Origin of the sequence: Actinoplanes sp. NPDC026619, from assembly GCF_040638295.1 — a bacterium.
In the GTDB taxonomy this organism is placed as follows: Bacteria; Actinomycetota; Actinomycetes; order Mycobacteriales; family Micromonosporaceae; genus Actinoplanes.
The window spans coordinates 420,752-442,199 of sequence record NZ_JBEZYA010000002.1 but is presented as its reverse complement, the minus strand read 5'-3'; the positions used below and the strand labels follow the sequence as shown (position 1 = coordinate 442,199).

The window sequence follows — 21,448 nt, the reverse complement described above, 5'->3', positions numbered from 1 at the left end:
GGTGTGCGCGGTTGTCCGACGAGCCTGAGCCGGATGAAGCCGCACCCGAAACATGCCGTGATCGCCCTTGCCGTCCTGGGTGTCCTGGTCGGTGGCTGCGGCGCGCCGTCCGACCGGACCCCCGTGCCGCCGGCCGCCACGACTCCCGCCGTGGAGGCCACCACCGAGGCGGCCCTCGAACCGACCGCGACGGCGGCGGTCGCCGTTCTGCCGAAGCCGAAGGCGACCACCGCCAGGGCCACGCCGAAGCCGACCACGCCGAAGCCGAAGCCCAAGCCGACGACGGCCAAACCAAAGCCCAAGCCGACGACGGCGAAGCCGAAGCCGACCACCAAGCCGACCGCCGGTGGGCAAGCCGTGCACCCGGGCGCGTTCTGCTCGCCCGAGGGGGCGACCGGCCACACCACCAAGGGCACGCTGATGCGCTGCACCCTCAAGTCAGGCGAGGACCGGGCTCGCTGGCGAAAGGCCTGACCGTCCCGGCGAGGTCATGCCTCTCCCGCATGACCTCGCTGATCAGGGCGTTGGAGCCGGCCACCGGGAGCGAGCGGGTGTCCAGGTCCGTCCACACCCGCTCGTACGCCTCGATCTCCTGGGGTTTGTCGAGATAGAGGGCGCCGGTGAGGCTGTCGCTGTAGACGGTCGGCGGTTCCGGGGAACCGCGGTCGCGGGTGGCCGGTGCGGGAAACTCGAGGATCGCGAACTTGCCCGTCCCGCATGCCCGATGCAGCCCGGCCGAGAGTGGCAGCACCCGGATGATCGCCTTCCCCTCCTCGTTCGCCTTCAGCAGGTGCCACAGCTGCTGCTGCATCGCACCGGGAGTGGTCGCCGAGACGAGCAGGACGGCCTCGGACAGGATCACCTCCAGTCGTGGCGGCGGCGGGAAGTGCCGGGAGAGCAGCCCCTGGCGCTCCTGCCTGCTCCGCATCGCCGCCTTGACGGCATCGTCGTCGAGGTGCGGACCGCCGCCCCGGATGACCCCTTCCATGTAGGCGGGCGCCTGCAATAGCCCGGGAACCAGTTGCGGCTCGAACACGCGGATGCGGCCGGCCGCCTCCTCCAGAGCGACGTGCAGCACGAACGAATCCGGCATGACGAGGTCGTCGTACGACTGCCACCAGCCCCGGGCCCTGGTCTCCCGGGCCAGGCCGACGAGCGCCTCGGCGATCTCCGGGTCGGTGCCGTAGAAGTCGCAGAGGGCCTTCACCTCCGGGCCCCGCACCGGAACGGCGCCCTTCTCTATCCGCCACAGCTTCTGGACCGAGCAATCCAGGTGCTCGGCGGTTTCCTTGATCGTTCTCCCGTTGGCCTCGCGCTGCTGCCTCAGGAAGCGGCCGAGTTGACGCCGGGGGACCGTCGAGCTGGCTCGCTCGGCGTTCTGGATCTCCATGGACTGCTGCCTCCTTGCGATTGATCCATGCGCCATGGAGTCGGCCCGTACTCCATCGTGGAATGTCTTGAATGCCTTCGTGGAATGCCAAACGAGAAATTATGTCGAAAATTGGCATCCGGCCGAGATTCATACCTGCGGATCGTTGTGCACTCCCGATGTCCTCGCCAAATATGGGTCCAGGCGCGGCGGATGCCCGAGCCCCGCGGGTGTCCGTCGCTGCCGCTCAGCCGGCGATCGGGGTCGCCGAACTTCACGGAAGGGAGACTGGCATGCACGAGATCACAGCTGCGCTGCCTCGGCGAATACCAGGGAATCACCTGCATCCGGGGCTGCGGGCGAGAGGGTGCGCACGCGTGCCGGTGGGGGATCCACTTGCTCCTGGCACCATCCTGGCGGTCGGCGCGGCCACGCCGACCTATGACCAGTTGATGCGCGTTCTGGAGCGGCTCCGATCTTAGAGCGCAACCAATCCTCGTGGCAATTCCAAAGAATGGAAAGAAGGACAATGGTACGAGGTGAAATGTTGCCGCTAATAGTGATCAGCTGCGGCGGAGGGCGTAGCGGTGCATGGTCACGCCTTGGTCGAAGGAGCTGTGCTCGAGCAGGTCCAGCTCGAGTGGCGTGTCCTGGCTGTCGAACAGCGGGCGGCCGGTGCCGAGGAGGACCGGGTGGGTGAAGAGCAGGAGCTCGTCGAGCAGGCCGGCCTTCAGCAGGAGCGTGGCGATGGTGGCGCCGCCGACGCCGATGCTGCCGTCGGTGCGGTCGCGCAGCTCGGCGAGTCGCTCGATCGCGTCGCCCTTGCCGCCGATGACCTCGGTGTTGTGGCCGGCGTCGGTGCGGGTGCGGGAGACGAGGACCTTGGGCTTCGACGTCCAGATCTCGCCGTACTCGCGGATGAAGTCGGGCTCCGCGGCGTCCTGCGCGGCGGCCGGCCAGAACGACTCCATCGTCTCGTAGATCGTGCGGCCCTGGACCATCATCGACAGCGCTCGCGCCCGGGCGTTGAACTCGCGGTGCAGCGGCTCCCCGATGCGCATCCAGTTTCCGCCGCCCTCCTCACCGTCGGCGTGCTCGATCCGGAGATCGGCGGACACATTCATCCAGTAAACGAATCGTCCCGACACGTGCCCTCCCAGGGTGATGGCGACGAGGTCGAATCTAATCGGCGCTGACCGGGAGCGGGCAGAAGATCGATGGGCTCGGTCGCCGGTGACCTAGGGGGTTCGGTGGGATGCTGTGGGTTATCCCCGATCCACCGCCGGGAGGTCATCGAAGATGCTGCCGCTGCGTAACGCCAACCTGACGTCTCTGAAGGATGTCGCCGTCCCGTCCTACGACCGGTCCGACCTGCGGGCCGGGATCGTGCACTTCGGAGTGGGCGGTTTCCACCGGGCCCATCAGGCGATGTACCTGGATCGCCTGATGAACGACGGTAAAGCCCTCGACTGGGCGATCTGCGGGGTCGGGGTGATGCCGGCCGACGAGCGGATGCGGCAGGTGCTGGACGCGCAGGACGGCCTCTACACGCTGGTGGTGAAGTCGCCGGACGGCAACCTCGAGGCCCGGGTGATCGGCTCGATCGTGGAATATCTCTACGCGCCGGACGACCCGGAGGCAGCGATCGAAAAGATGGCCGCGCCGGAGATCCGGATCGTGTCGCTGACGGTCACCGAGGGGGGTTACAACTTCCACGCGGTCACCGGCGAGTTCATGGCGGACAACCCCGACGTCCGGCACGACCTCACCGCCGGCAACCAGCCGAAGACCACGTTCGGGTTGATCACGGCGGCCATCGAGCGGCGCCGGGAGCGCGGCCTGCCGCCGTTCACGATCATGAGCTGCGACAACATCCAGGGGAACGGCGAGGTGGCGCGGCAGAGCTTCGTGGCGTTCGCGAGGCTGCGTGATCCGGGCCTGGCGTCGTACGTCGCGGAGAACGTGCACTTCCCGAACAGCATGGTCGACCGGATCACGCCGGTGACCACCGACGAGGACCGCGACCAGGTGCGCAAGCAGTTCGGCGTCGAGGACGGCTGGCCGGTGGTGTGCGAGCCGTTCACCCAGTGGGCGCTCGAGGACAGCTTTGGCAACGGGCGCCCGCCGTTCGAGGAGGCCGGCGTGCAGGTGGTGCCGGACGTGGAACCGTACGAGCTGATGAAGTTGCGTCTGCTGAACGCGTCCCACCAGGGCTTGTGCTATTTCGGGTGGCTCGCCGGTTATCGCCTGGTGCACGAGGTCGCGCAGGATCCGCTGTTCGCCCGCTTCCTGCTCGCCTACATGGAGCGCGAGGCGACGCCGACACTGGAGCCGGTGCCGGGGGTGGACCTGCGCGAGTACCAGCACCAGCTGATCGACCGGTTCTCCAACGCGCAGGTCCGCGACACGGTGGCCCGGCTGTGCGCGGAGAGCTCCGACCGGATCCCCAAGTGGCTGCTGCCGGTGATCCGCCGCAACCTGGAGACCGGCGGCGACATCCTGCTGTCGACGGCGATCGTGGCGTCCTGGGCGCGTTACGACGAGGGCGTCGACGAGCAGGGGGAACCGATCGAGGTGGTCGACCGGTTGAAGGGGCCGCTGACGGGTGCGGCGCGGAGGCAACGGGAGGATCCACTGGCGTTCATCGAGAACCGGGAGGTCTTCGGGGACCTGGTGGAGAACGAGCGCTTCGTCTCGGCGTACCGCTCGGTGCTCGCCGGGCTGCACCACAAGGGAGCGCGAGCGACGCTCGAAGATCTCGTGTCGGGGATTAGCTAGTTGGGCGGTCGCGAAAAATCGCGGGGAAGTGACAGCATGAGCCGGTGACCCTGCCGCTGCGTGTCAATGTCGCGCCGGAGCGGGCGGATGCCTCGCCCGGCGACAACCTCCAGTTCGATGTCACCGTGCGCAACGCGAGTGACATCGTGGAGCATTACGGCGTCGAGATGCTCGGCCTGCCCGACGGGGCGACCGTGCGCACCGAGCCCGAGGTGGCCAAGCTGCGCCCGGCCGAGAGCGGCACGCTGACCGTCAAGGTCAACCTGCCGGTGCAGCCGCCTGCCCCGGCCGGCACCTATGTGGTGGGCGCGCTCGTGCGGTCGAAGTACCGGCATGACGTGTCCCGCTGCGTCGAGGTGCCGATCGAGCTGGCCAGCGTCGAGGCGATCACCCTGCGCGTCACGCCCGAGGTGGTCACCGGCGGGCGGTCCGGGCAGTACACGCTGGAGGTCAGCAACGGCGGCAACGCGCCGGTGCGGCTCTACCTGACCGCCACCGACCCGGAGCGGCGGGTCAGCGCCGTGTTCCAGCCGGGCTGGCTCGACCTGCCGCCGGGCATGACGGCCCGCGCGCTGCTGAACGTGTCGGCCCCCCTGCCATGGAACAAGGAGAAGCAGCGGCAGCTCACCCTGTCCGCGACGCCCGACCTGCCGGGCGCGACGCCGGTGATCGGCACGGCGTCGTTCATCCAGCAGCCGCGGATCGCGTCGAAGTTCGCGAAGATCGCCGGGATCGCCGCGGGGGTGATCGTGCTGGCCGCCGCGATCGCCGTGCCGACGCTGCTGACCAGGGCGAACGACAAACCCGACCCGGCCGCTGCCACCCAGCAGGCGCCGGCGACGGCCGGAGCGGCGGCCACCACGGCGGCGCAGCCACCGCCGCAGCAGCAGAGCGCCGCGGCGCCGCCCGCCGCCACCTCGGAGGCCGCGGCCCCGCCGGCGCAGCAGTCCGAGGCGCCGGCCGCGACCACCGCCCCGCCGGCCGGCACCGGCGCTCGCGAGATCGACCTGACCACCCCGCCGCCGGGTGTCGTGGCCAGCGACGTCTTCCGCAACGACGGCTTCCTGGTGAGCGCCGACCCGGGCGCCGTCGCGGTGGCCGGCTGCGAAAACGCGCGTAGTGCCGCCGTGGTCGACGACCCGACCGGGAAGTTCCTGACCTCGAGCTCGCCGGACGACCCGGCCAAGTGTCACGAGGTGCCGCTGCTGCTCGACTTCCTGCAGGACGCCCCGGTCGGCGCCGTGCAGGTCACCCCGCTGACGCCGAACTCGCTGACGATGGAGATCACCTTCAAGGACTTCTCGCGGGCCGACTCGGCCACGCTGACCGTGCCGGCCGACCTGGCCGCCAAGCACGGCGGCGTCGATCAGGTGCTGATCCGCTCGACGGCCGGGCCGGTGGCGGTCACAAAGCTGAAGATCGCTGCTCTGACCTGAGGATGGCCCACGACATCAGGGCGATGCACAGCGCGCCGTTGAGGAACGACGCCGTGACGTCGCTCGGGTGGTGCATGCCGCGGTAGAGGCGGGAGAACGCCACGAACAGCGGCATCAGCACCAGCGCCCAGCACAGCCACTTCTGCCAGGTCTGATGCACCAGGCCGGCCAGCACGAAGGCCAGTCCGCAGTAGAGCGCGACCGCCGCCGAGGTGTGCCCGGACGGGAAGCTGGAGGTCGGCGGCGAGTTGTCGAGGTGCTTGACCATCGGGCGCTGCCGGTCGATGACCAGGGTCGCGAAGAAGAAGACGATCGCTTGGGCGCTCACCGTGGCGCACAGGAACAGCGGCTCATACCAGCTGTGCAGCGTGCGGAGAAGGATGAACGCGATGATCGCGGTCAGGCCGACGATGACCGGCGTGCTGCCGAACAGGCTGCCGACATAGGTGATCGCATTGAACGGCCCGGTGCGGTGGTCGGCGAACCACCGGTTGAGGTTGTCCTCGGCAGTGAACGGCCACACGTTGTCGAACACCTTGGTGACCAGTAGTCCGAGGCCGATCATCCCGAGCAACAGGGCGATCATCCACGGCAGGATGCGCTTGGCGTAGTACGCCGTTCGATGTTCGATTACCGCCCGGTTCTCCAGCATGGGCCCGGCGTTACCCGAATCGACGGTCTTTCATGCTTGCAATCCGTCCGGCGTCAGGTGCGAGTGCCGCCGGGCCAGGTAGGCCGCCGCCATCGCGGCGACCAGCGCGATGCCGAGGAACCAGGCCGCCACCACGTCGCTGGTCCAGTGCACGCCCAGCGCCACCCGGCTCACCCCGGTGATCAGCGGGATCACCAGCGCGCCGGCCCAGAGCAGCGCGCGGCGCAGCGGCCGGTCATGGGTGTAGGGGAGCAGCACAAGCAGGAAGACGGCCGCGCCGAGCGCGTTGTTCAGCATGTGCCCGGACGGGAACGAGTATCCGGTCGCCTGCGCCACCGGATCGAGCAGGTCCGGCCGGTGCCGCCCGACCATCAGCTTCAGCACCGCGCCCAGCACCCCGCCGGCGATCATGGTGATCCCCACCCACCAGGCCAGCGACCGCGTCCCGTGCCGGGCCAGCCAGATCAGCAGGGCAAGCGCGCCCAGCCGCCACACGTTCGGGTCGAAGGCCAGGCTCCACGCCTTCATGAACCACACCCAGGCCGGGTGGTCCAGGGCGAAACCGTGCAGCGCATCGGTCACTGATCGGTCGAGGCGGTGCAGCCAGCCGGCTTTGCCCACCACGAGCACGCCGACCATGGCCGCCGGCATCAGCAGCGCCACCGCGCCGGCGGCAGCCACGGTCAGGCGTACGCCCAGGGATGGTTGACGCATACGGCAGCTATACCCGGATATCCACCACCGACTCCACGCCGTCGCCGCCCCGTCGTTTCACCCGGTACATCGCCTCGTCGGCGTGCCGCAGCGCGTCCGGCAGGTCGGCGGCGTAGGTCCCGGCCACCCCGACGCTGACGGTCGCCGGGCAGGCGGGAATCGCCCGTACCGCGGCGACCATGCGCTCGGCCACCCGTACCGCATCCGTCGTGCCGAGGCCCGGCAGCAGCACCGCGAATTCGTCCCCGCCCAGCCGGGCCAGCAGGTCCTGCTCGCGCAGTTGCGCGCCGAGCGCGTCGGCGATCGACCGCAGGGCGGCATCGCCGGCCGCATGCCCGGCGGTGTCGTTGATCTGCTTGAACTTGTCGGTGTCCACCAGCAGGACCGCGAACCGGTCGGCCGGCTTGTCCTGGGCCTGCCGGACCGCCCGGTCGAAGGCGCCCCGGTTCGCGATGCCGGTCAGCGCGTCCAGCGCGGCCGCCCGGGACGCCTGCTCGTGCTGGACGCGCAGCAGCTCGAGCGACTTCATCGCCTCCACCGACTGCAGCATGCGCAGCCGGTGCCGCCACATCGCGCCGGCCAGCGTGTCGCCGTAACGCATCCCGACCTCGGCGTCGTCGGTGTCGCGCAGCACCGCGTGGGTCCGGTGGGTGGCCGCGGTGATCAGCCAGCCCGCGTCCGGCGGGAGGCCGTCCACCGCGCGGTCGATCACGGCCAGGGCCTCGTCCAGCCGGCCCGAGCGGCGCAGCGCGACCGCGTGGAACGGGTAGGTGAAGGCGAGCGCGGAGGCGGCCATGCCACGCTCCTCGGCGATCGCCAGATAACGCTCGATGTCGATGGCGGCGCCGGCCGGGTCCTCCCGGTCGGCCCGCGCGCAGGCCGCCGCGAGCAGGGCGAAGTCCCGCCATACCGCGGCGTCCGGGCCACGGGCCTCGGCGGCCGAACGCATCGCGTAGCGCTCCGCCTCGGCGGTGTGGCTCTCCGCCCCGGCGACCTGGCCGACCTGGTAGAGCTCGAGCGCCCAGAACAGGTGCAGTTCGGCCTGGTTGAACAGCCACATCGCGCGGTTGCCGTTGTCGGGCGGGCTCATCGCGTACGCAACGTCGTAGTGTGCGCCGACCAACTCGTACAGCCGCAGCTCGAAATAGCCGATGGCGACCGCGACCCGGCCGTTCACCGCCGCGATCGGTTCGGATTCGCCGGACACCGCGATCTCCGCGGTGACCAGATCCTGCAGGACGCCGGTCTCGCCCTCGCCCTCACCGAGCCGCAGCTGGGCGGAGGCCCGGCTGGCCAGCGCGCAGGCCAGCCAGCCCGGGCTGTTCTCCCGCACGGCCGCCGTCGCCATCAGGTCGAACGCCGGGACGGCGGCGTGCGGGTCACCGAGGTTGGTCAGGGCCAGGGCCCGGACGAAATGCATGCAGGCCGGACCGTCGCTCCCGCCGCCGAGAAACATCTCGGCCTCCGCCAGCGCCTCCGCCGCCTGGCCGCTCTGTGCTTGCTCGAGCAGCCGTGCCGCCTGCTGCGTGATCTCGGTCATCGGCCCTCCCGGGCGGCCTTATCGACCGCTCTTTGGGGAGCATTAGTTGAACGAGAGGACTTTGTTGATCAACCCGCCGCCCGGGAAATCGAGCATCAGCACACCGGTGCGGACCACCGGGGTGTGCACCTCCGGCCCCTGGTTCAGGTAGGTCAGCAGGAACGGATCGACGCCCTGCACCCCGAGCGCGCCGCCGGCCACCTGCTGCGGCTGGGCGAAGACGCTGGCGCCGCTGGCGAAGTTCACGTAGATCTTCGCCGGGTCGCCCGCGCTGGTCGCGTCGAGGAAGCGGCGCACCTGGTCCCGCTTGGTCGCGATCGCCCCGACGTTCGGCACGTTGTAGTTGTCCTGCACATACGTCGACGACCCGTCGTTCCAGCCGTCGAACTGCGCCAGTCCGTAACTGGCGTAGCGGCCACCCTGCGCGCCGTTCATCACCGCGAGCACCACCTTGCCGCGGACGGCGCCGAGCGCCGGCACCGCCGCCGCGGACGACCGGGTCACGCTGGGCGTCCACCACAGGTTCGGGCGCTTGGTGACGTACGAGTCGAAGATGTCCACGAAACTCGCCTGCCCCGACGCATCCGTGCACGACCCGATCTCGCCGGTGCACTCCTGCTTGAGCCGCACGAGCACGGTCTCACCGGGATGAGCCGACAGGAAATCACCGAGCTTATTGAGTACGTCGTCGAAGTTGGCGTTCTGATAGGTGGCCCCGTGGTGGATGGTGAACGTGTTGCCGGTGTTCACCCGCGCCCGGATGTCGATCATCCGAACCCCCGCACCGAGCTGCGCGGCGAGCGTCCCACCGGAGTCCCCGAAGTCCTCCTGCGTCTGCGTCCACGCCCCGCCGTGGATGGCCATCGTCTCGTGCGTCCCCGGAATGCTGAGCGCGGCGAGGCTGCGTGAGTCGGGCAGCCCGCGCATCCAGTCCGGGTTGGCGGCGGTGCTGAGCGTGCGATAGGAGGCGTCGGCGGCGAACGCCGCGGTCGGCACAGCGATCAGGGCGGCAGCGATTGCTCCGGCGCCGGCGAGGGCGGCGGCGCGCTTCATGCGCATCATGGCGGGAAAGATATCGATCGATGCGCCCCGGCGAAAGGGCTAAGTTACTCGCCGGTCTGCCCGCTTACACCCGTCTATGTATGTGGACCCGATTTTTCTCTGTGGCTTTGTCTTGCATGCTGCGACGTGTATCTATACGTTCCACTGACAGGAAGGTTGCCTAACAGTTCCTTCAACCCCCCTCGGAGGACCACGTGGAACGCAAATTCACCACCGCCTTCGCCGCGCTCGCCCTGGTGCCGACCGTGTTCGCGGCCACCCCCGCCCAGGCCGCCGGCCCGACCGCCGCGCAACTGCTCGCCAAGGTCAGCTCCTGCACCGTCGCCTCGAAGGCCAAGTACGCCACCGACGACGGCGGCTCGTCGACCGTCAACATCTGCAAGAGCGGATCGGCGTTCTTCTGGAAGGCCGACATGGACATCGACTGCGACGGCGTGCGCACCTCGAACTGCAACGAGGACACCGACCCGTGGTACCAGGACCAGACGTCGTTCGAGACGTCCACCGGCAACCCGTTCCAGGCCGACAAGACGCACTACTTCGTGATCCCGCTGCCGAGCTCCCGATTCAACTACTCCAGCAGCGGCATCAAGCCCGGCAGCGTCGCGGCGATCATCTACAACAACAAGATTGTGTACGCCGTGTTCGCCGACGAAGGCCCCAGCAACATCATCGGTGAGGCGTCCTACGCGACCGCGAAGGCACTCGGCATCAACCCCGACCCCGAGAACGGCGGCGTCGCGTCCGGCGTCACCTACATCGTCTTCCCGGGCAGCGTGCCCAGCCCGATCGAGTCAAACACCGCCATCGACAGCAAGGGCGCCACCGCCGCAACGGCCTTCGTCAACAGCTGATCCCGAGGTGTCGCCCCCGGGCGCCGGGGGCGACTACCGGCATAGGTCAGGTGAGGCCGCCGTCCTGCCGGATCCGCCAAGCGGCAAGCAGGCAGAACAGTGGCAGGAAGATGGCATTGAGGGCCAGGGCGATGATGGCCAGGCCGCGGCCCCGTTCGCCGGTCCGGTTGATCTGCTGCAGGGCCAGGACGGCCAGGATTATCGAGACCGGCCAGCAGAACAGGAATGTCGATATCGCCACGATCGACAGCGCGTTGAGCGGAGCCGTGGGCTGCTCCTGCCGCCACGGCGTGGGCTGCGGTCCGTAGTGGCCGTACGGACGTGGGTACGGCCTCGGGGCGTGGCCGCCGGTCCTCACGATCACGATGTACTCGATCAGTGCCAGTGTAAGGACCGTGGCCAGGCCGCCGTAGTCGATCAGGTCCTGGATGCTCTGCGGCCTCGGGTCGGCTTCGGTCGTGACGATCTTGTCGATGGCGAAGGCGGTCACCGCCGTCATGGCGGTGACGATCGGGCCGAGGAGGTCGTTGACGTTGCTGACGCCGAACATCCAGCGCAGGCAGAACCACAGCATGGCCAGGCCGAACGCGACCATCCACAGACCCAGCAGCCAGCCCAGCACCGGGAACCCGACGATGCCGATCCGGGCGACGACGCCCATCGCGATGGTGATCCCGATCGACAACAGGGCGCGGCGGACAGTCGCGGCGGCGTACGCCGAGGTCGCCGGCGCCACCGGCTTCGGCGTGATCAGCCAGTAGATGCCGGCGACCGCGGCCGCGAACGCCGCACCTGCGGCGATGCTGAACGACGCGTTCGTCACGACCTTCCAGAAGATGAACCGCACCCCGGCGTCGGGCAGGCTCAGCCAGACGATGCAGGCGACGCCCAGCCGGGCCCGCCAATCGGACAACCGCTGGAAGGGCTTGCCCGGGTTCGCGGCGGCCGGTTCGAACAGGTAGCGGGCGAAGGCCCAGGGATTGGCGATGTCGGTCAACAGCACGCCACAACTCCGATCCGCCGGCCTGGATCGTCGATGTTTCCGGCCATGGTGGACCGCGGGAGTCCGCTGATCGGCCAGCCGTCGCCGATGATCGGTAGCGGCGGGCGGGCGGGGGTCGGGTCAGGCCCGGTAACCGTCGAACAGGGGGCCGCCCGCGCCGGCCAGGACCTGGGTGGCCAGTGGGGCCGGGGCGGTGCGGGCGGCCAGCCAGCGGGTGGCGAACGCCGGGTCGGACTCGCGTAGTTCGCGCAGGAGCCACTTGCCGCTGCTGATCCAGCGGCCGGTCAGTGCCAGCTCCGCCTGGGCGGTCTCGATCCACAGCTGGGTCGCGATGACCTCGCGTTCGCCCGGGTTGGTGGCGTGCGTGTAGTCGTCGAGCGTGTCGGTCAAGGCGTACCGGAGCCGGTCTTTCTCGGGTTTGGTCAGGGGTGGTGGTCCGGCGGCGAGCGTGCGTGCGCATTGCGCCGGCAGGTCGCCCGGGTCGCCCTGCAGGGCGACGCCGCGCGCGAGCATCCGGTGCGTGCTGGGTTTGCGCGCGGCCAGCTCGTTCGCCAGGATCGCAGCGAGGCGGCCGGTGGTGTGCACGAACAGCTCCACCGGCCAGCCGCGGAAGTGCAGGCTCTCGCGGTGACCGGGGGTTCGCCGGCGCCACCAACAGCGCCACCGGCGTCGTCTACGGCGCCAACCCGCTGTCGGCGGCCGAGCTCGACTCCGACATCGGCGACACCGTCCAGTGGCTGATCGACAACGACCTGACCGACGGGTTCGTCGGGCACTGCTATCCGCAGGGGCGGCACCACGCGGCCGTCCAGCGGCAGATGCGGCTCAGCGGGGTCGCCTACGCCCGGGCCATGACGAGCACGGCCACCAGCGCCGAGACGGTTCCGCCGGCCGACCCGTACGCCATCCGCAGTTTCGTCCTGGACAACAACAGCGTCCTGGCCAGCCTGCAGGCGCAGGTGGACGGGGTTGCCAACCACGGTGGCCTGCTCGTCTACTGCTGCCACGAGATCGTCACCAGCCCGGCGAGCTCGACCCAGTTCTCGATCGCCAACCACGCCGCGCTGGTCGACTACGTCGCCGGCAAGTCCGGCATCCGGGTGCTGACCCTCGGCGACGTGCTGCGCTCCCTGATCACCCAGTGACTTCCGGCCCGGGACTTTCGGCCTGTACGGGAGGGATAGAGGCCCTGTTGAGGGGGCCTGCGTTGATCACACACTTTGGTTGCTGAATCACTCGACAAGCTCCGAAGGTGCACCATGCGACGCAGGACTTTCGACATCATCCTTACCGCGGTCGGCGCGGTCCTGGCCGCCGGCCTCCTCATCGCCGGTGGTCTGCTCACTTGGGGATACAACTTCGCCAACGACACCGTGCACGACCAGTTGGCCGCCCAGCAGATCTTCTTCCCGGCCAAGGGCAGCGACGCGCTGAAGTCCGGCGAGATCGGGCCCTACCTCAACAAGTACGCCGGTCAGCAGCTCACCACCGGGGCGCAGGCCGAGGCGTACGCGGACCACTTCATCGCGATCCACCTCAAGGAGATGGCCGGCGGCAAGACGTACGCCCAGGTCAGCACCGAGGCGCAGGCGAACCCCGACGACACGAAGCTGGCCGCCACCGTCCAGACCCTGTTCCGCGGCGAGACGCTGCGCGGCATGCTGCTCAACGCGTACGCCTTCTGGAAGTTCGGCCAGATCGCCCTCTTCTCGGCGATCGCCAGCTTCGCCGGCGCCCTGGCCCTGCTGGTCCTGACGATCTTCGGCTACCGCCACGCCCGCAAGGTGAGCCCCGAGACCGACGTTTTCGAGAAGCCCGCCACCGCCTGACTTCCCTGCCCCACCTCCTGCCGGCCGGTCCCGCGTGGACGGCCGGCAGCTCGGCAATTCGGGTTACGCTCCCGCGGTGAAGCGCATGCTCTCCGCTCGCGTTTTAATTGTTGCCGGATGCGTGGCGGCGGTCAGCGCTGTGCTGTTCGGTGCGGCCGGAGTGGCGATCTTCGGCGAGGAGATGCTGCCGAACCTGTTCGCCGAGCTCCACCTGGCGGAGTTCCGGAGCAACATCGAAGGCTTCGCCGGTTCGCTCGACCCTTCGTCGCATGAGTCACTGCGGAAGATCGACCGACGGCTCACCTGGGCGATCGCGCGGCTCGGCGCGGAGCATCAGAGCCCGGGCGAGCTCCAGGAGCTGACGGAGCTGGTCAGCGAGACGGCCGACTTCATCGCGACCTTCCTGGCGCGTAACGGCGGCCCGGCATTCCACGAGGCCGAACAGAGCGCGCTGAGGGCCCTCGAGAACACCGGACCGGACCCGGTCGGTGACTCGGAAGGCGCGGCCGACCGCTCTTTCCGCCGGCGACTGCAGGCCCAGACCGAATTTCTTCGCATTGCCGGCCGCAGCCGCCCGACACCTCGCGGAATCCTCTTCGACCCGGACAACGAACTGGCGTTCGGCTATTTCTCGATCGACCGGGCGATCCTGGCGGGCAAGAATTGAAGACCGGCCAGGCCCGTCCCTAAACGGATCTCCTGCTGGAGTACCAGCTCAATGGCAGAGCGGAGGACTTTTAACCTTAGGTTCGGGGTTCGAATCCCCGGCGGTCCGCCAGAGGTAGGCGATGCCAAGCCAACCAAGGCAGGAGGCCCCGGAGGGGCCAGCGTGCCGGAATCCGGATCTGCTCCTACTGACAATTGAAGACTGTCCGAGACTCATGCCACAGGTCGGCTGCGTTGATCAGGCGGCGAGTCCAATCGTCAGGGTCTCCGCCGCCGACAGCGGTTGGGCTCGGACTACCGGGCACAAGCCATCGGTCGAGTGATGGAGCGGTATGCCAACCCACGGTCAACCCGTGCTCTACGTCGTGGCGTGCGGCGGACGCCCCGCCGCCGACCTGCCCAGCTTCATTTCCCAGATGCAAGACGACGGTTGGCACGTGTGCGTCATCGCGACACCGTCCGCCGTGAAGTTCATGAACCTCGCCGAGATCGCGGCCATCACCGGCCACCAGGTCCGCTACGACTACAAGCAGCCAGACGAGCCGGACGTCCTACCGTTTCCCGACGCGTACGTGATCGCTCCGGCCACGTTCAACACCATCAACAAGATGACATCGGGAGCGAGCGACACGCTTGCCCTCGGCATGCTCAACGAGGCCATCGGTCTGCCGCTGCCGATCATCGCGGTCCCCACGCCGAACGTGGCGCTCGCCCGCCATCCGGCCTTCATGGCCAGCGTGCAGGCGCTCCGGTCATGGGGCGTCGAGCTGCTCTTCGATCCGGACCGCTATCCCCTGCCAACTCCGAACATGGGGCCGCCGGCCGCCGCTCTCTTCCCATGGGCTGACCTGGTCGCTGCCGTCAGCCGACTCCGCAAGACGGTCGACGTCAGTAAGGAATAGCTCGATCGAGGAGAAACGTCGATGGGGAAGAGATCGACGGAACATCTTTGTCCGCATCGAAGCGACGATGGTCGCGCCCTTAGGATGATCGATGATCTGTCGGCGGCCCCCATGATCGCCCGCCCCTTTGCTCCTTAGTTTCGGTTCGAATCCTCGGCGTGCCACCCGGGTTCAGTGTCTGTGACCGTAGGACAGCTTTGCGGCGAGTCCGCCGGCGCTGACTGCCCAACAGCCCGCCCCGCGCTGGCAGTCGATGCCGGGCAGGGTGGTGTCGTCGAAGGGCCGCCACGTTTGCCCGCCGTCAGTGCTGAAGTCGCTTCCGAGGCCGACTGCGATCAGAGTGCGGCTTTGGCCGGGCAGCCACGAGACGCTGACCCGGCGGCCGGACGTGGCGCCTGCCAGTGTCCAGGTGCGGCCCCCGTCCGAGGTGAGCGCAGCTGCCGTGTTGAGCGTGTCGGAAGGCTGTCGCGGATCGCTGCCGATGGCGACGCCGTGCCGGGGATCCCGGAAGGACAGCGAAAGAATGCCGGTGTCCTCACCGCCGGGCAACGGCGTGGTGGCGACCGACCAGCTACGGCCGCCGTCTCTGGTGGTGAAGACCCGGTTGTTGACGCCCGCCGGCGTGCTGGTGCCGAACCAGGCGTCCGGTCCGGCCGCTTGCAGGCATGTGCCGCTGGATATGAGCGTCTCGCCATCGACCGCCGGAGGCATCTTCACGTTCCGCAGGATGCGCCAGCTGCGGCCTCCGTCCTCAGTGCCGGCGAGGCGGATGCGGCCGTCGACGGGGTCGCTGACTGCCAGGCCTCTGCGGCGGTCGAAGAAGGCCATACAGCTGTAGTAGGCGCTGGGGCTCGCATCCTCGAAGACGACGTGCCAGGTGGCACCTGCGTCAGCGGTGCGGTAGATCTGCGAGGACGGCCCGCCCGCCAGCACGACGGCGTGATCGCGGTCGGTCGCCTCGACGTCGCGGAACGCCTTGGCGGCGCCACCGGGCGGGGTGACGTTGCGCCAGGACCGCCCCCCGTCCGCCGTGAGTACGACACTGCCGGCGACCTCGGTGCTGCCCCCGACGGCCCAGACCACCGACGGATCGACGACATCGTCGATGACCAACCGATTCGTCGTGGCTGTCTGCATGAACCGCCAGGACGGTTCGGCGGTAGCGGCCATCGGCGACCGAATAGGCGCGTTGCCGGCCGCAGCGGGCGTAGCGGCGACGCCTGGGAGAATGGTGACGGCAAGAATGGCGGCCTTGAGCATCAGCGCTCCCGGTGGCGGTGAGGGTTGGCAGGCGCCTGGCAACTGCGTCCGGGCAACCGTTGCCCGCATGCCTTCCTGGTGGCAACCCGGCTGCTGAAACCCGACCCGGGCAATCCTCGAATCAGCCATAGAGGTTTCCTCTCGGGCTGGAGCACCAGGAGCCGAACGTGCGCCGTTACATCATCACCGGGGCTCCCGGCGCCGGTAAGACGACCGTTCTGGCGGGGCTGCGTGATCGCGGGTATGCCGTGGTGGGGGAGGCGGCCACCGATGTCATTGCGCGCGATCACGCCGCCGGGGATGATCTGCAGTCGCGGGCTGCGGATTTCCTTGACGCGATCACGGAGCTTCAGCGGGAGCGTCAGCTGCGGGCGGTGCCGGCGGATGTCACGGTGCAGGTGTTCGACCGGTCGCCGATCTGCACGCTGGCGCTCGCTCGCTATATCGGGCACCCGGTGACGCCGGTGCTTGCCGGTGAGGTCGAGCGGGTCATGGCGGCCGGGATCTATCAGCCCCGGGTTTTCTTCGTGCACCTGCTGGGCTTCATCACGCCGACGGCGGCGCGCCGGATCACCCTCGTACAGTCGCAGCGGTTTGCAGAATTTCATGTGCGGGCCTACCGGGAGCTCGGATTCGAGCTGGTCGACGTGCCGGTGGCGACGGTCGAGCAGCGGGTGGAGCTGATCGATCGGCATCTTCGTTCTTGACACTCCCGAGTGCACGCTTGGACCCGGCTCGCGGAGGCTGGTTTGATGGGCCTGGACCCTGACCCGGATCGGGCGTGTTGGCGATGACCTTCTCGGTAGAACCGTTGCCTCGTGCGGGGATGACGCTGGTGCTCGTGACGATCGGGCTGGGGCTGAATCTGCGGGCCTCGATCCTGCTCGGCCCGCATCTGTACGAGCGGTTCGGGGTCACCCCGGGGGCGTACGTCGCCCTGATCGGGTTGCCGGTGCTGGTGGCGGCGCTGGTGCGGTTGCCGGTCGGAGTGCTGACCGACCGGTTCGGCGTACGCGTCATGCTTCCCGTGGTCAGCCTGATCGCCGCGGTCGCGGTGGCCGGTCTCGGCCTGGCCGACTCGCTGCCGGTGGCGGTCGTCGCCGGAGCGGCGGCGGGGGTGGCGAGCTCGGCGTTCGTCGTGAGCGCGGCGCTGGTCACGCGCCTTTTTCCGTACGGGCGGCGGGGCTGGGCGCTCGGGGTTCTCGGTCTTGGAGCAGCGCTCGCCGCGCTGATCTCGGCCGCTTCCTGGGGGCTCGACCGCGAGGGGCGGCTCACCGCCCTGGTGCTCGGTGGCCTGCTGGTGGTGTTCGCCGGGCTGGCGGCGGTGCTGATCCGCGAGCCCGCACCGGCCGGTCGCACCGACTCGCCGGTGGGGGAGTCGGCGGCGCTGATCCGGCTCGCGTCGACCTCGTCGGTGTCGCTGCTGTACGTGGTCGCGCTCAGCGGCATGGTGTCGATCGCCCTGTTCCTGCCCGTCTACCTGGTCACCGCGCTGAACTTCACCTGGTTCCACGCGCTGGCGACCACCGGATCGGTGGTCGTCCTGGCATCGGTGGCGCGGCTGGCGGGCGGATGGCGCACCGACCGGCGTCCGACCGCGGGGCTGCTGGTGATCTGTTACGGCATCGCCGCGGCCCTCTGCGTCGTAGTCGCGTCGGCTCCGCACCGGTGGATCCCGGTGGTGGCGATCGCCGGCGTCGCGGTCTGCGACGGGCTGGCCAGCGGTGTCCTGCTCGCCCTGATCGGCAAGGCCGCCCGGCCGTACAGCGCCGGTGGGGTGATGGGGGTGACCGGCGCGGCGGGCGCGCTCGGCGCGCTGATCCCGCCGCTGCTGCTGGCCGGGATGGAGAAACTGACGCATTCGTACGCCGCGGCCTGGGCCCTGCTGGCCGCGGTGCTGTTCGCGGCCGCGCTCTACGTGCGGACGTGTCACCTGCGTGTCGGGCTGGGACTTGCCGTCGGGTTCCGGCCGCTGCCCAGCCCGACCGCGACGACCGTGGCGGTGCTCGGCGAAACTGACACCCGGCTGTGCCCCGCGGCACTGGTCACCGGGCTCGCCGAGCTGGCCACCAGCGACGAGCTGCTCGTCGTCTACGGGGTGGACGAACGCCCGCCGCACGGACTGAGCGCCGCCGGTCTGGCCGCCGGCCTCCGGGTCCGGCTGCCACGGCACCGCGTCGTCGCCGTACCGGTGGATGAAAGCCCTGATCTTCTCGGCCGGGACGCCCTGGTGCTCGTCGATCACGTCGAGGCCGGCACGCTGACGATCGCGGTGACCGGCCGGGCCAGGCAGAGCAGCGTGGCCGCCGATCTTTCGATCTATCTGCAGGCCGACCGGGTTCTGACGATCTCCTACGATCCGGCCGGGGGCTCCGCGCTGCACCCCGTCTGAGGTGGACGGCCGATCTGCGATCATGATCTCGTGACCGGACGTGTGCTGAGCAAATCGGACCTTGTGGTGCTGACCATCGGCGTCGTTTCCGTCGCCGCGGCCGGGACCCTGCATTACAGCGGTGTGCCCGCCGTGCTGGCGTTCGTGGTGGCGGGCGCGGCGGTGGCCCTGCTCGCCTCGCTGGTCGGGCGCAGCGTGGAGCAACTGGGCGACCGGTTCGGGCCGGGCGCGACCGGGGTGCTGCAGAGCGCGCTGGGCAACCTGCCCGAGCTGTTCATCGGCTTCTTCGCCCTCAAGGCCGGTCTGCTGGCGGTGGTCCAGGCGGCCATCATCGGCTCGATCCTGTCCAACATCCTGCTGGTGCTGGGGCTGGCGTTCCTGGTCGGCGGCCTGAAGCACGGGCCGCAACGGTTCGACTCGGCCCGGGCCCGCACGTCGACCGTGCTGATGGTCCTGGCCACGGCGGCCCTGGTGATGCCGAGCCTCGCGCAGTACGTGCACGCTCCGGCCGCGCCGCACGAGAAGGCGCTGTCGCTGGTCGTCTCCGTCGTACTGCTGGGGGTCTTCCTGCTTTCGCTGCCCTCGGCGCTCAAACGCTCGCCCGCAGCCGCACCGGTCGACTCCGCACCGGCCGACTCCGCACCGGCCGCCGAGCATGGGGGGCCGCGATGGCCGCTGTGGCTGGCGATCACGATGCTCACCGGGGCCAGCCTGGCCGCGGCGCTGGTCTCCGACTGGTTCGTCTCGGCGCTGGAGCCGGCGATCGCCGCGCTGGGGGTGTCGCAGGCGTTCGCGGGCCTGGTCATCGTGGCCATCGCCGGCAACGCGATCGAGAACGTGGTCGGCATCCAGCTGGCCTACCGCAACCAGGCCGACTTCGCGATGAGTGTGATCATCCAGAGCCCGCTGCAGGTCGCGCTGGTGCTCGCGCCGGCGCTGGTGCTCCTGAGCCTGTTCACCGCGACGACACTCACCCTGGTCTTCGCCCCGCTGCTGGTGATGGCGGTCGCGGTCGCGGTGCTGGCCACCGCGTTCATCGTCTTCGACGGGGAATCGACCTGGTTGGAGGGCGTCACCCTGATCGCGTTGTACGCGATCATCGCCACCACCTTCTGGTGGGGCTGACCGGGGTTGCGCGCCTCGGGTTTGCTGGACGCATGGACGACGACCTCGCCCGGCTTGCCGCCGACATCCGCGAACGTGAGCTGCTCGGCGCCCGCAAGGCCGGGATCGGCGCCGCGATCACCCAGCTCGGCCGGGAGGTCGAGGAGCTGCGCCGCCGGCACGCGATCGAGCAGCGGGACGTGGACCGGCTGGAGAACTTCTCGCTGACCCGGCTCCTGGCCGGCCTGCGTGGTTCGCGCGCGGAGGCGCTGGACCGGGAACGGGCCGAGGCGGCCACGGCGCGCTACCGGGTGGCCCAGGCCGAGGACCGGCTGGACGCGCTGCGGGCCCAGCTCACCGAGGTCGAGGCGCGGCTGGTGGCGACGTCGACGGCGCCCACGACGTACGCGTACCTGCTCGCCGCGAAGGAACGGCAACTGCTCGCGGACGGCGCCGGGCCGGCCGGGCGGCTGGCCGACCTGGCCGGTGCCCGCGGCCGGCTGACCGCCGAGCTCAAGGAGCTGACCGAGGCCGAGCGGGCCGCCCGCGCCGCCGCCCAGGCCCTGAACGACGCCAACAAGTTGCTCCAGTCGGCCGACGACTGGTCCACCGCCGACACGTTCCTCGGCGGCGGCGGCCTGACCAGCATGGTCAAACACAGCCGGCTGGACGAGGCCGCGGCCCGCGCCGCCGAGGCCGACCGGCGCCTCGCCGTGCTCCGCGCCGAGCTGCGCGACGTCGACCTGCCACTGCCGTCGCTGGCCGGGCGGTTGCAGCTGGGCGGCTTCACCCGCTTCGCCGACGTCTGGCTGGACAACATCCTCACCGACCTGTCGGTCCGCGGCCAGATCAAGGACAGCCTGGCCCAGCTCGGCGAGGCGGCCGGCAGGGTCGGCCGGATCCGGTCGGCGCTGTCCGCCCGGATCACCGAGAACCGCAAACAGCTGGCGCTCCTGGAGGGCGAGCGGACGGCCCTGCTGCAGCCGCGATCGTGAACCCGGAAATCACCGCGGAGCTGGTCCGCGATCTGCTGCGGGAGCAGCATCCCGATCTTGCCGATCGGCCGGTCCGGCTGGGCGCGCGGGGATGGGACAACCAGCTCTGGCGGCTTGGCGACGATCTTGCCGTACGGCTTCCGTGGGCTACCGGGTCCGCCGATGCGCTGCTGCGCAACGAGTATGCCTGGCTGCCCGGACTGGCCCCGCGCCTGCCGTTGCCCGTTCCGGTCCCGCAGCGGTTCGGTGAGCCGTCCGAGCGGTTCCCGCGGCCCTGGCTGGTCACCACGTGGGTGCCGGGCGAACCTGCCGACCGGGCGCCGGTCACCCACACGGCGCAGTCGGCCGTCTCGTTGGCCGCCTTCCTGACCGCGCTTCACCGGCCCGCTCCGGACGGCGCGCCCACCGGGCGGGACCGCGGCGGGCCGTTGGCCGGCCGGGCCGAGGGATTCGCGAGGGGGGTCGTCGCCGCCACCGAGCAGGGACTGATCAGCGACCCGCAGGCGGTCCGCGCGGTCTGGCACGACGCGATCACCGCGCCGCCGTGGGCCGGGCCGGCGCTGTGGCTGCACGCCGACCTGCACCCGGCCAACGTGCTCACCGCCGGCGGTGCCCTCTGCGGCGTGATCGACTTCGGTGATCTCTGCGCCGGCGATCCGGCCTACGACCTCTCCGCCGGGTGGCTGCTGCTGCCGGACGACGGCGTCGACCACTTCGTCGCGGCCTACCGGCCGGCTCCGGATGCCGCCACCGTGCGCCGCGCCCGCGGCTGGGCGATGGCCCGCGTCCTCAGCGGCCTGCTCATCGGTGACGCCGGCGTGCACGGCCGGCCCGGCGGCAAACCCACCTGGGGTCCGCCCGCCCGGGCCGCCCTGCGCCGCCTCCAGTAGCG

At 69.9% G+C, this 21,448-nt stretch carries 22 protein-coding genes and 1 tRNA gene; 14 read left to right on the top strand and 9 right to left on the bottom strand.

The window, feature by feature from the left end; genetic code table 11:
• Nucleotides 1-33: 33 nt before the first annotated feature.
• On the top strand, nucleotides 34-474 hold the full coding sequence (locus AB0E90_RS07250; protein WP_360400645.1) for a hypothetical protein: 441 nt from the start codon (nucleotides 34-36) through the stop codon (nucleotides 472-474).
• Here the strand turns inward: AB0E90_RS07250 and AB0E90_RS07245 are convergent.
• Both AB0E90_RS07245 and AB0E90_RS07240 read right to left on the bottom strand, forming a co-directional pair.
• Nucleotides 434-1,390, bottom strand: coding sequence for a helix-turn-helix transcriptional regulator (locus tag AB0E90_RS07245; RefSeq protein WP_360400642.1), 957 nt, complete (start codon nucleotides 1,388-1,390; stop codon nucleotides 434-436). The genes AB0E90_RS07250 and AB0E90_RS07245 overlap by 41 nt on opposite strands.
• A 542-nt stretch (nucleotides 1,391-1,932) precedes the next feature.
• Nucleotides 1,933-2,493: a dihydrofolate reductase family protein gene (locus AB0E90_RS07240; RefSeq protein WP_360401350.1), complete on the bottom strand. Its 561-nt coding sequence runs from the start codon at nucleotides 2,491-2,493 to the stop codon at nucleotides 1,933-1,935.
• Between the two features lie 175 nt (nucleotides 2,494-2,668).
• Here AB0E90_RS07240 and AB0E90_RS07235 point away from each other — a divergent pair, with 175 nt between their 5' ends.
• Nucleotides 2,669-4,147: a mannitol dehydrogenase family protein gene (locus tag AB0E90_RS07235; RefSeq protein ID WP_360400639.1), complete on the top strand. Its 1,479-nt coding sequence runs from the start codon at nucleotides 2,669-2,671 to the stop codon at nucleotides 4,145-4,147.
• A gap of 44 nt (nucleotides 4,148-4,191) precedes the next feature.
• Nucleotides 4,192-5,583, top strand: a complete 1,392-nt coding sequence (locus AB0E90_RS07230; RefSeq protein ID WP_360400636.1) for a hypothetical protein — start codon at nucleotides 4,192-4,194, stop codon at nucleotides 5,581-5,583.
• Here the strand turns inward: AB0E90_RS07230 and AB0E90_RS07225 are convergent.
• Genes AB0E90_RS07225 through AB0E90_RS07210 form a run of 4 tightly spaced genes read right to left on the bottom strand, consistent with a single transcriptional unit; the run spans nucleotide 5,552 to nucleotide 9,551 of the window.
• Nucleotides 5,552-6,235, bottom strand: a complete 684-nt coding sequence (locus AB0E90_RS07225; RefSeq protein ID WP_360400633.1) for a phosphatase PAP2 family protein — start codon at nucleotides 6,233-6,235, stop codon at nucleotides 5,552-5,554. The two genes, AB0E90_RS07230 and AB0E90_RS07225, sit on opposite strands and share 32 nt — an antisense overlap.
• Nucleotides 6,236-6,265: 30 nt before the next feature.
• A complete protein-coding gene (locus tag AB0E90_RS07220) occupies nucleotides 6,266-6,949 on the bottom strand; it encodes a phosphatase PAP2 family protein (protein ID WP_360400630.1) in 684 nt (227 codons plus the stop codon).
• Nucleotides 6,950-6,956: 7 nt separating this feature from the next.
• Nucleotides 6,957-8,489 carry a GGDEF domain-containing protein gene (locus AB0E90_RS07215; protein ID WP_360400627.1) on the bottom strand — a complete coding sequence of 511 codons (1,533 nt, stop codon included), beginning with the start codon at nucleotides 8,487-8,489 and terminating at the stop codon, nucleotides 6,957-6,959.
• 42 nt (nucleotides 8,490-8,531) lie between these two features.
• A complete protein-coding gene (locus AB0E90_RS07210; RefSeq protein WP_360400624.1) occupies nucleotides 8,532-9,551 on the bottom strand; it encodes a phosphatidylinositol-specific phospholipase C in 1,020 nt (339 codons plus the stop codon).
• 194 nt (nucleotides 9,552-9,745) lie between these two features.
• Here AB0E90_RS07210 and AB0E90_RS07205 point away from each other — a divergent pair, with 194 nt between their 5' ends.
• Complete coding sequence (locus tag AB0E90_RS07205; RefSeq protein WP_360400621.1) at nucleotides 9,746-10,405, top strand: glycoside hydrolase family 75 protein; 660 nt, start codon at nucleotides 9,746-9,748, stop codon at nucleotides 10,403-10,405.
• Between the two features lie 46 nt (nucleotides 10,406-10,451).
• Here the strand turns inward: AB0E90_RS07205 and AB0E90_RS07200 are convergent, their stop codons facing one another.
• Nucleotides 10,452-11,408 carry a DUF4190 domain-containing protein gene (locus AB0E90_RS07200; RefSeq protein WP_360400618.1) on the bottom strand — a complete coding sequence of 319 codons (957 nt, stop codon included), beginning with the start codon at nucleotides 11,406-11,408 and terminating at the stop codon, nucleotides 10,452-10,454.
• Between the two features lie 120 nt (nucleotides 11,409-11,528).
• Nucleotides 11,529-12,005 carry a nucleotidyltransferase domain-containing protein gene (locus AB0E90_RS07195; RefSeq protein ID WP_360400615.1) on the bottom strand — a complete coding sequence of 159 codons (477 nt, stop codon included), beginning with the start codon at nucleotides 12,003-12,005 and terminating at the stop codon, nucleotides 11,529-11,531.
• 254 nt (nucleotides 12,006-12,259) lie between these two features.
• Between AB0E90_RS07195 and AB0E90_RS07190 the strand changes: the two genes are divergently transcribed.
• From AB0E90_RS07190 to AB0E90_RS07170, 5 genes are all read left to right on the top strand, one after another.
• Nucleotides 12,260-12,553 (top strand): hypothetical protein, encoded by a 294-nt coding sequence (locus tag AB0E90_RS07190; protein ID WP_360400612.1) that lies wholly within the window; start codon nucleotides 12,260-12,262, stop codon nucleotides 12,551-12,553.
• Nucleotides 12,554-12,667: 114 nt separating this feature from the next.
• On the top strand, nucleotides 12,668-13,237 hold the full coding sequence (locus AB0E90_RS07185) for a hypothetical protein (RefSeq protein ID WP_360400609.1): 570 nt from the start codon (nucleotides 12,668-12,670) through the stop codon (nucleotides 13,235-13,237).
• A gap of 76 nt (nucleotides 13,238-13,313) precedes the next feature.
• Nucleotides 13,314-13,904: a hypothetical protein gene (locus AB0E90_RS07180; RefSeq protein ID WP_360400606.1), complete on the top strand. Its 591-nt coding sequence runs from the start codon at nucleotides 13,314-13,316 to the stop codon at nucleotides 13,902-13,904.
• Nucleotides 13,905-13,949: 45 nt separating this feature from the next.
• Nucleotides 13,950-14,015, top strand: a tRNA-OTHER gene (locus tag AB0E90_RS07175).
• 241 nt (nucleotides 14,016-14,256) lie between these two features.
• On the top strand, nucleotides 14,257-14,805 hold the full coding sequence (locus AB0E90_RS07170) for a flavoprotein (protein ID WP_360400603.1): 549 nt from the start codon (nucleotides 14,257-14,259) through the stop codon (nucleotides 14,803-14,805).
• Between the two features lie 171 nt (nucleotides 14,806-14,976).
• Here AB0E90_RS07170 and AB0E90_RS07165 read toward each other — a convergent pair whose 3' ends face one another.
• Nucleotides 14,977-16,065 (bottom strand): oxidoreductase, encoded by a 1,089-nt coding sequence (locus tag AB0E90_RS07165; RefSeq protein WP_360400600.1) that lies wholly within the window; start codon nucleotides 16,063-16,065, stop codon nucleotides 14,977-14,979.
• A 167-nt stretch (nucleotides 16,066-16,232) separates the two neighbouring features.
• Between AB0E90_RS07165 and AB0E90_RS07160 the strand changes: the two genes are divergently transcribed.
• The 5 genes from AB0E90_RS07160 (at nucleotide 16,233) to AB0E90_RS07140 (ending at nucleotide 21,446) form a co-directional block, all read left to right on the top strand.
• Nucleotides 16,233-16,772 (top strand): AAA family ATPase, encoded by a 540-nt coding sequence (locus AB0E90_RS07160; protein WP_360400597.1) that lies wholly within the window; start codon nucleotides 16,233-16,235, stop codon nucleotides 16,770-16,772.
• 119 nt (nucleotides 16,773-16,891) lie between these two features.
• Nucleotides 16,892-18,457, top strand: coding sequence for an MFS transporter (locus AB0E90_RS07155; protein ID WP_360400594.1), 1,566 nt, complete (start codon nucleotides 16,892-16,894; stop codon nucleotides 18,455-18,457).
• Nucleotides 18,458-18,487: 30 nt separating this feature from the next.
• Nucleotides 18,488-19,582 carry a calcium/proton exchanger gene (cax, locus tag AB0E90_RS07150; protein WP_360400591.1) on the top strand — a complete coding sequence of 365 codons (1,095 nt, stop codon included), beginning with the start codon at nucleotides 18,488-18,490 and terminating at the stop codon, nucleotides 19,580-19,582.
• Nucleotides 19,583-19,614: 32 nt separating this feature from the next.
• Nucleotides 19,615-20,556, top strand: coding sequence for a hypothetical protein (locus AB0E90_RS07145; RefSeq protein WP_360400588.1), 942 nt, complete (start codon nucleotides 19,615-19,617; stop codon nucleotides 20,554-20,556).
• The gene (locus AB0E90_RS07140) at nucleotides 20,553-21,446 is read left to right on the top strand and encodes an aminoglycoside phosphotransferase family protein (protein WP_360400586.1); all 894 of its coding nucleotides are present in this window, start codon (nucleotides 20,553-20,555) and stop codon (nucleotides 21,444-21,446) included. The genes AB0E90_RS07145 and AB0E90_RS07140 overlap by 4 nt, the downstream gene beginning before the upstream one ends.
• The last annotated feature ends 2 nt before the right edge of the window (nucleotides 21,447-21,448 follow it).